The organism is Bacillus sp. PAMC28571 (assembly GCF_014250435.1).
Classification (GTDB): Bacteria; Bacillota; Bacilli; order Bacillales; family Bacillaceae; genus Bacillus; species Bacillus safensis.
This window is the reverse complement of sequence record NZ_CP060191.1, coordinates 60,874-71,620: the sequence shown is the minus strand read 5'-3', so window position 1 is coordinate 71,620 and position 10,747 is coordinate 60,874. Positions and strand designations below refer to the sequence as shown.

At 45.3% G+C, this 10,747-nt stretch carries 1 protein-coding gene; it reads right to left on the bottom strand.

The window, feature by feature from the left end; all coding sequences use genetic code 11:
• Positions 1–5 precede the first annotated feature (5 nt).
• A complete protein-coding gene (locus H7F25_RS00285) occupies positions 6–10,712 on the bottom strand; it encodes a non-ribosomal peptide synthetase (protein WP_185854082.1) in 10,707 nt (3,568 codons plus the stop codon).
• Positions 10,713–10,747 lie beyond the last annotated feature (35 nt).

The following is a 10,747-nucleotide window of genomic DNA, read 5'->3' as shown; positions in this document are numbered from 1 at the left end:
TTTGCTTAAAATAGATCCATTAGCTTTTCAAGTTCGTCCATGGTGAGATCCTCATCCCCCACATCACTAGGTGTGATCTGACTCTCATCCTGTGATAGACAATGTGAGATCAGTGCCTTTACATTCTTTTCTAAGAGTTCCTTGAACTGTTCGATCGTACGTTCTTCGAATTCAAGGTGATGATAGGAAATCGTCACATGGAGCATGGCTTGTTCTACGAAACCAACAATATCCAGCGCATGAGGTTTCTCAGATTCAGGGCTCAGCGATTGTCCTGCATGCCATGGAGAACGCCTCAATTCACCGCCGCCGATCTGTTCATCAAATTGACCAAGATAGTTAAAGCTGATATCTGGTGTGACTTGAAAATCGATATCGTCCTTCATCTTGTCAGGCGTTAAGTATTTTAAAACGCCATAGCCGATCCCCTTGTTCGGAATGTGCCTGAGTTCCTCTTTTAAATGCTTGATCTGATAAGAAAGATCGTCTGCATGCGACATATCCAGTAATACTGGATACATGCTAGTAAACCAGCCAATGGTCCGTGATACATTGACCGCAGGAAGGATGTCCTCTCTCCCGTGTCCTTCAAGATGAATAAAGTGCCTGTCTTCTCCTGTCCACTCTTTCATGGACAACCCCAATGCCGTCAGCAAAATATCATTGATTTCCGTTTGATAGGCTTCATGTACATCCGTCAGCAGACTGTGTGTTTCCTCCTTAGACAATGTAAAACGAAGGGTCTCTGTATGAAGCATTCGTTGATCCTCCGTGACATGATCCTTTTGAAGCGGACGAACGGAATGCGCAAGTACCTTTTTCCAATAATCTCTTTCCGATAGCAGCTCATCTGACACAGCGTATTCAGTCAGCTTTTGGGCATATTCTTGGAAGGAGTGTGTTTTTTCAGGAAGGGTAAGTGTTTCCCCGCGCTTCGACTGTTCATAAAGAGCCATGAAATCTTCAAGGAAAATGCGCCATGACACACCATCAATGACAAGATGGTGTACAGCGAGCAATAAATGATCTCCTTGATCTGTTCGGAAAATGGCAGGTTTCACTAGTGGTCCCTCCGTTAACGACATACTCGCCTGCACTTCATTTGCCAGCTTTTCTACTTGCTGGATCTGCTGCGACAGCTCTCCTTTTACTTCAACCACATCAATTGCCACATTGTTTTCCTCGATTCCTCGATGACGCTGGATGACGCGCCCTTCTTCGAGCGGATACACCATTCGCAATGCATCATGATGAATCATGAGCTGCTCCAGTACTTGCTGAACGTTTTTCTCATTTAAACCATTTGGCGCATGAAGCATCATCGATTGGTTCCAGTGATGCTGATTCGTAAAGTTTCGTTCAAAGAACCAGCGCTGAATCGGTGTTAAAATGACTTCTCCTTCGACAGGTGATTGGTCGGCTGTGAGAAGATCGGCTTCTTCAATATATGGGCGCAGCTCTGCAATGGTCGGATACTGGAATAGAAGTTTCATATCGAGCTTCCAGCCTGCTTGCGTGAGTCTGCTTGCCATTTGGATACCTTTAATCGAATCTCCGCCAAGGAAGAAGAAGTGATCATGGATACCGACTTGGCTGATGCCAAGGACATCTTCCCAAATGCCGCAAAGCAGTGTTTCCACTTCATCTCTTGGTGCTTCGTATACCGTTTGGTTCGCTTCGATATCAGGAGCTGGCAATGCTTTGAGATCGACTTTTCCATTGGCCGTCATTGGAAATTGGTCTAGTTTTATGATCCATGATGGCACCATGTATTCAGGCAATGTGCGTTTCAGGCTTTCTTTTAAGTCCTCTGTATCGTTCTCCGTAATCACGTAAGCGGCAAGGGCGTCCTGATCACTTGCATCTTTGACCGTTGTCACGACGGCTTCTTTGACCGAATCCAGCGTCAGGAGCTGCGCTTCAATTTCTGACAGCTCAATACGGAAGCCGCGGATGTTGACCTGATGGTCTATTCTGCCGAGATAAATCAGTTCTCCATCCTCTGTCCATTTCACTAGATCGCCTGTGCGGTACATGCGCTCACCTGGATAAAATGGATCTGGGACAAATCGTTTGTCGGTTTCATCTGGAAGATTCCAGTAGCCTCTTGCCAGTCCTTTTCCTGCAATCACGAGCTCACCAGGTACGCCTGGCGGCGACAGGTCATATAACGAACCCATGATGTAGAAACGTGTATTGGCAATCGCTGTTCCAATCGGAAGCGTGCCTCGATCTGGATTGATGACTCCGCTTGTCGCTACGACTGTATTTTCAGTTGGACCGTAGTTATTCACTAGTTTGTATGGGACTGGCTTTACCTGTTTCAGCTTGTCTCCGCCTGTTAGTAAATAACGCAGAGAATGGTTGTCCATTGACATAAACTGCTCGCATAACTGAGTCGGCAGGAAGGCAATGGTGATGTCTTCTTTATTGAAATACGCATTGAGTTTGATCATATCGAGACGAATCGCTTCGTCAATAATGTGCAGCTCTGCGCCGGCGATCCACGTTGGGAACATCTCCCAAATGGAGGCGTCAAAGCCAAAGCCGGCATATTTCGCGGTTCGATCGTCTTTCGTCACTTGGAAGGCTTCATTGTGCCAGAATGCAAGATTCACAAGGGACTGGTGCTCGACCATGACACCCTTCGGCTGTCCCGTCGTCCCGGACGTGTAAATCATATAAGCGAGATCTGTTGGTTTGATCTGAACCTGAATCTCGTGAGCTTCTCCCTCTACCGCATCTTCTATGAACAGGACATGACCTGTGAATGAAGATGGCGCAGTGAGTCCTTTTTGCATTAGAAGCACCTCTGCTCCGCAGTCTTCCAGCATGTATGCAATACGCTGCGCTGGATAATCTGCATCAATCGGAACGAATGCCGCACCTGCCTTGAGAACGCCAAGGACAGCTGCCGTCATATCAAGGGATGGGCGGGTGAGAATACCGACGCGGTCGCCTGGTTTTGTGCCGTTTGCGATGAGTCTTGAAGCGACTACATTCGCCCGGCTGTTCAACTCTTTATACGTCCAGCTCGTTCCGCAGAAGGTCACTGCTTTTTGATGAGGTGCTTCTTGTGCCTTAGCTTCAATCAAGGCATGAACGGTTTGATCTGACGGGACGTCTAGAACAGGACCTGACCATTCATTCAGCTGTTTTTGCTGCTGCTGCGGTGACAATAATTGCATTTGATCTAACGATTGATCTGGCGCTGACACCATTTGTTCCAGCAAATGAAGGAAATATTCTTTCCACTTTTCAATTGACGTCTTTTGAAAGATAGAACAATTAAAATCAAACACGAGATCAATTTGATCTGCGGATTCGTTTCCAGTTAAGGTCAAATCAAATTTGGCAATATTCTCTTCGAATGGCTGTGGAACAATGTGAAGCCCATCCATTGATAAATCACGAATATCCGCATTTTCCATTGAGAATACCACGTCAAAAATTGGATGACGGCTTGTGTCGCGAACCGTTTGCACCTGATCTACCAATTCTTCAAATGGGTACAGCTGATGCTCATTTGCTTCTAACACAAGCTGATGAACATTTGACGCAAATTCAGCAGCTGTCTGATGTCCTGATGGTCTTGTTCTAAGTGCCAGCGTGTTCACAAACATGCCGATCACAGATTGAATATCAGGATGGGTTCTGCCAACAACCGGAGAACCAATGATGATATCCTCTTGTCTTGAAAGCTTGCTTAAAAGAATACTGTAGCCAGCAAGCAGGACTGTATAGGTCGTACTGTTGAGCGCTCTAACGAGTTCGTCCAATTTCGCTTTAAGCGAACCTTCGATTGTAAATGAGACACGATCTCCTGCGAATGTTTGCACTTTTGGCCTTGGCAGATCTTCTGGCAGTGCCAGCACAGGCAGCTCCCCTTGTAATTGATCCAGCCAGAAAGCCTCTTCAGCTGCTTTTTGCGCAGCAGATGCCTCACTTTTTGACCAAACTGCATAATCCTTATATTGAACAGGTAATTCCTCTAGTTTGTCTCCTCGATACAGGGCTGATAGCTCCTCAATTAAAATGCCAACAGACGCACCATCTGAAATGATATGATGCATATCAATCAGTAAATAATGGGCATTTACGGAGACGGAAACCAGCCCTATTCTGAGTAAAGGCGCTTTTTCTACATCAAATGGCCTGATAAAGTCATTCATTAATTCCTGTATGTCTCGGCCGTTCTGTTCAATTTTTTCAATGTCTACAGAGACATTTGTTTCAATCCGTTGAACAGGTTCATTCTGAACAAAATCAAAACTCGTTCGGAAAGCTTCATGACGTTGGACTAGCTGATCAATTGCCTTTTCAAATCGTTTTTCATCAAAGGCTCCTTCTATCTTTAAGGCAGCCGGCATATGATAGCTTTGCTCCGCATCAGTCATTTTCTCCAAAACAAACAGTCTTTTCTGAGCAGATGTCACTGGATAATAGGACGCCTCTTTGGCAACTTCTACTCGCTTGATCTCCGTTTGATCCGCTTGATCAACCGCAAGGGCGAACGCTTCTAATGTTGGGGATTCAAATAAAGACTTCAAAGTGAGCTCCACCTGCATCTCTTCATATAGCCTGTTTAGCATTTTCATGCCGCGCAGCGAATGGCCCCCGCATTCAAAGAAATGATCGTGCCTGCCGATTCGCGGCACTTCAAGAACTTCCTCCCAAATGTTCGCCAGCAGACGCTCTGTTTCTGTTTGAGGAGAGGTGTATTCATTTGCCCCCTGCTCACTGAGATCAGGTGCTGGCAGCGCCCGCCTATCGACCTTGCCATTATTCGTCAAAGGAAGCTCGTCTAATTGCATGAAAAATGCCGGCATCATATATACAGGCAGTTCACGCCCTGCTTGCTCGCGCAAATCAGATAATGAAACAGATCCTTCTGCTGTGAAATACGCACATAAGGTGTCATTCGAAGCAGCAATGACGACAGCTTCCTTCACCTGAGGATGCTGCAGCAGCTGGTGTTCAATTTCACCAAGCTCGATACGCTGTCCGCGAATCTTCACTTGATGATCGATCCGTCCAATGAATTCAATATTTCCATTCGGCAGCCAGCGTGCAAGATCGCCCGTTTTATACATGGTCTCTCCAGGGCGAAAAGGATTGTTGACAAACTTTTCGCTTGTTAGTTCTGGCTGCTTATAATATCCTTTCACCAGTCCATCACCAGCGACACATAGCTCTCCCGCCACACCCGGCGGCTGAACATGTCCAAACTCATCTACAATATAAACAGCCGTTTGACTCACTGGCTTTCCGATTGGGATGGATAACGCCTGCTTCTCAATATGATTCACAGGATAATATGTGGTGAAAATTGTGCTCTCAGAAGGTCCGTACATATGAACAAGCTTGTCTTTCCCAACTGTCTCAAGTGCAGTCACTACATGAGGCACAGAAGCACGTTCTCCGCCAAACAGCACTTTTCTTACGTTTTTCAGGCTGTCTTTTTTCATGTCGATGAGTAAGTGAAAAAGAGCTGTTGTGATCATTAAAATACTGACATTTTCCTTCTCAATCACTCCAGAAAGCTCATTCATGTTTAAAATATGATCCTTTGGCAGAACAATGAGTTTCGCTCCGTTTAATAATGCACCAAACACATCAAACATAAAGGCATCAAATACATAGTTTGAGAGGCTCATCACCGTGTCTTCATGATGAATGGTGAGATAATTCGATTGCTTCACCGTTCTCAAAATGTTCCGGTGTGTCACCATATTTCCTTTAGGCTTACCGGTTGTACCTGATGTATAGGTCAAATTCGCCAAGTCCTCAGGTAAAATATGAGCATCTATAGGGCTGTCTGACTGCTGAGCAATCGCTTGATCTTCTGTTTCTATGATGGTTCCCTCAAATGCAGTGAGCACTGAGCGATGGCGCAGCACTTGATGTGTCAGTAAGAATTGTGCACCGCTGTCTGTTAAAAAGTGCTTCACGCGCTCATCAGGGAAATCGGGGTCAATTGGTACATAGACACCGCCAGCCTTAAGCACAGCCAAAACAGAGAGCACCATTTCATTGGAACGTTCAAAGAATAAGGCCGCTTTCATCCCTTTTTCAAAACCATTTTCACGCAAATAATGAGCAAGCTGATTCACTCGGTCATTCAGCTCTTGATAAGAAAGAATCTCATCTTCACATTGCAATGCAGGCTGATGACCATGCTGCTGCACCTGTTTTTCAAACTGCGTCACAATGGTTTCTTCTGCTGGATAGGGCGAAGGTAACGGATTCCACCTATTTAACTGAGCTTCTGCTTCTTGTTCAGACAGTAATCGATAGGATTGAATAGCTTCCTGCGGCGCTTGAACCATCTGCTCCAGCAGATAAACATAATGTTTCATCATCTGCTCTGCCGTACTTCGTTTAAATAGCGCCGTACTGTAATCAAGTACAAAGGATAAACCTCGATCGGACTCCATCGCTTGCAGTGTTAAATCAAATTTCGCAATATGGAAATTGGTTTCTTCAACCTCGACCAGCATGTCTCCAATATGCTGGGCTGCTCCATGATCCGGCGCGAGTGTAAAGACGGTGTCAAACAATGGATGACGGCTAAAATCTCTTGGCACATTCAGCTTTTCAAGCAGCCGTTCAAATGGATATTGCTGATGCTCAAATGCCTGCATTGTCTTTTTCTTTACTTGCTCAATCAGCTGAGACATGGTTCCATTCGGGTCTACCTCAGACCGCAAAGCAAGTGTCTGGACAAACATACCGATCATGTCATTCAAATCTGTATGCACACGCCCTGCCGCCGGTGTTCCGACCACGAATTCCTTTTGACCTGTATATTTGGCAAGCAATGTATAGTAAGCAGAAAGCAAGACCGTATACAGTGTCGTGTGATGGTTTGCTGCAAGCTCCTGTAATTGATTCTTTAACGCTTCATCTATTTCTTTGATGACACGATCACCTGCGAAAGACTGGACAGCTGGACGCTGATAATCAGTCAGCAGCTGTAAAGCCGGAATATCACCCGAAAATTCTTGCAGCCAAAATGCCTCTTCTTTTTGAAAGCCTTGGTGCTGTTGCCAAACAGCATAATCTTGATATTGAAGCTTCAATGGTGCTTTAACCGATCCCTCGTAAGCATCTGACAGCTCACGCAGCATCAAATCGATCGAAAGACCATCTGAAATCAAATGATGCATATCGAAAAAGAGCAAATGCTCCTGATCATGCAATGACTGCAAACCAATTCGAAGAAGCGGTGCACACTCAAGATCAAAAGGTCTGACAAATTGCTGCATGTTTTCTTCCACCGTACCGCCTGTCAGCTGTTCTATTTGAAAGGACACTGATGAAACAATCCGCTGACGAGGAACACCTTTTATCGTATGAAAAGAAGTGCGCAGCATATCGTGACGTGAGATCAGCCTGTCAAAGGCTTCAGTCAGCTTCTCAAGCTGCAGAGTTCCTTTTAACCTCACAACAGCAGGCATATGATATGCAGTGCTTTGCTCCAATTGACTCACCATATAGACGCGCTGCTGTGGAGGCGACAATGGATAATGATCAGCAGCCGGCGCTTTTGGTATCACCGTTTCAGAAGACCTTTCTGCTTGCTCAATATAAGCAGCTAGAGCAGCAATTGTCTGCTGTTCAAATAAAACGGAGAGCGGCACCTCCACTTCAAAGTCTCGCTGAACCTTGGTAAGTACGGTCATCGCTTTGAGCGAATGCCCGCCTCGATCGAAGAAAGAATCATATACACCGATCTTCTCTTGATCTAGAATGTCTTCCCACAAATGAACAAGCTTCGTTTCTATATCGTTTCTAGGTGCCGTATAAACAGCATGTACCGCTCTATCACCTTTTAACGCAGCAAGTGCACGACGGTCGACTTTGCCGCTGACTGTGAGTGGAAAAGCATCGAGCTGTTTGAAATAAAGAGGCATCATGTACGCTGGAAGCTGATGTTTGATAGCCGCTTGCAGCATGTCAACAGACACACCTTCATGACGAGCTTGATAATAAGCACTTAACGCCTTTTCTCCATCCGCTTCGTCAACCACTAGCACGATAGCCTTATCAACTCCATCTACCTGCTCCATCACAGCTTCAATCTCACCTGTTTCTATCCGGTAACCCCTTATTTTCACTTGATCGTCCATTCTGCCAAGATAATCAATCGTGCCATCCGGAAGCCATCTGACTAGATCCCCCGTTCGATACATCCGCTCATGTGGAGAAAACGGGTCTGCTGTGAATACCTTCTCCGTCAATTCAGGCTGATTCACATAGCCTCGCCCAACACCTATACCGGCAATGCACAGTTCTCCTGCTGCCCCATGCAGCTGTAATTGATCATGTTCATTTAAAATATAAATACGATGATGACCAAGCGGTTTTCCAATCGACACATAGCGCTGTTCAGTTGATTCGCTCAGCTCACTGAGATTCAGGCGATGCACCGCCGCATCCACACACGTCTCAGTTGGACCATACACATTCCACAGAGTAAAATCAGGCTGACTCATACGAACTGCTTCAATGAGTGAACGTGCTGCTTTCGCAGGCAGCGCTTCTCCCCCAATCAACATGTGCGTCAATGACAGCCCGTCCAAATCCGCAGCAAGTAAAAGCTGCACATGCGCCGGTGTTCCATCTGCCGCTTCAATTTGATGTTTTCTGTAATAAGCCGCTAGCTGCATGCCATTTCTCGTCGTTTCTCGCGGGATGATATGAAGCGTATGTCCAAATAAAAGGGCAGCAAAGATTTGTTTCACCGATGCATCGAAATGGAATGGGGCTATAAGCGCCATTTGAAGCTCATTCGTCCCTTGATAAATCTCATGATGCAAAGCATGGACCAAATGATGAAGCTGAAGATGCTCAATCATGACGCCCTTCGGCTTTCCAGTCGTACCCGATGTATAAATCATGTAGGCTAAATCCTCCGGTGCCGTCTGATCTACAAGCTCAGGCAGCCGTCCATCATCTAATAATATTTGCTGCTGCACGATCAATTTTTCCGAAAGGGCTGGGTATTCTTGAATGAACGATTCCTCTGTTAACACAATAGAAGCACCTGAATCCTCCACAATAAATTGAATGCGCTCCTCAGGTAATGCCGGATCAATTGGTACATATGCCCCGCCAGCCTTTAGTATGCCGAAGACTGCTGCCATGGCATCTGTCTTACGCTCCATCAAAACAGCAACAGGCACATCACGTGAGATACCTTTCATTTGTAAAAAACGAGCCAGCTTTTCTGCCTGTTGTTGCAGCTCTCCATAAGTTATTGTTCCATCTTCTGCTACAACGGCTGTCCTGTCTGCATATTTGTTGGCTGTCTCATCAAACAGGTGATGAACCGGTTTTGCTGCTGGCCTTTCAAACGATTCTCCTTCAGATAATTGCAGCAGCTCCTTTTGTTCACCTGCTGAAAGTAAAGGCAGTGTCCCGATCAGCTGATCAGGCTGAGAGACGGCCGCTTCTAGTAATATCAAGAATCGATCAAACATTTTACTCATTTCTTTTTCTGTGAATACATCTGTACGGTAATCCAAATCAATGGTCAATGTATCAGTATCCCAGCGGTCTTTCACATGTATTGAAATATCATTCATTCCGCTCCCGCTAAAAATCGGTTCAGTAATGAACGACAGATTCTCTTTTTTCTGCCACTGCATGACCTGATATTCTAAAGAAATATCAAAAAGGCGTCCTGTAAACCCTTCTCTTTCCCGCAAATCATTCATGAGGAGATTGTAAGGATATTTTTGGTGTCGCAAGATCTTCATTTGATCCGCCATGACCTGCTTGACGAAATCAAGAAACGATTGCGACCCTTGAACAGATGCACGCATTGGAATCGTAGATACAAACATCCCAATCATCTTTTTTTCTTTGGCATTCGTCCGGTTGCCCATAAAGGTTCCAAGAACGACATCCTCCATACCGCTAAAACGATGTAAGTAAATATAGACAGTGGACATAAACATCGAAAGCATACTGACTTTCTGTTCTTCACAAAAAACACGAAGCTTCTCCTTTAAAGAATCTGGAACATCCCCTGAAAATCGCTCCGCATGCAAACTCATCTCGTATCCCTTATGCGGTTTTAAAGATGCGAAGTCTGGAATATGAGCAAATTGCTCATTCCAAAAAGCTTGGTCTTTTTGAAAACGTTTAGAAGATTCATAGGTCTGCTCACTCATGATGTGATCAACGAAGGAAATCTCCTCAACTGGCGAGATGTCTACTCCTTGCAGCATGTCATGATATAAATCAATAATGCGATTTCCCATTAAAATGATGGAAATACCATCCGCGACAATATGATGTGCTTTACAGAACAGCCAGCACTCTTGATCACTGATTTGAAACACCGTAAATTCAATCAAAGGGCTGTCAATCAATGGCATCGGCTCACGAATCTGCTCGTTTGCCCAAACCCTTACTTCCTCTTCACTCCAGCCCTTTTCCATGCGAATCGGCTGTTTTTCATAAGGTTTGATATATTGAACAGGCTCCTCCTCTTCATCTCGATACACGAGCCTCAGCCGAAGAGAGTCAGTTTGTCGAATGTACGCTTGAAGCACATCGACGACCAAAGAAGGATCGAGGCCAGATGCTGATCTCAACCTGGCGAATCCACCCAAATTAGAAATACTTGTACCTGGATAAAATCTTTCCGTGTAGAATACTCGCTTTTGCGCATGTGTTAAGGGGTAATAAACTGTATTCATTCTCATCCTCCGCCTCTTCTATGTTTTCTCCACCA

What these genes read in the sequence shown, in the direction of transcription:
- H7F25_RS00285 (WP_185854082.1), bottom strand. Translation starts at nt 10,712, where the DNA reads ATGAATACAGTTTATTACCCCTTAACACATGCGCAAAAGCGAGTATTC.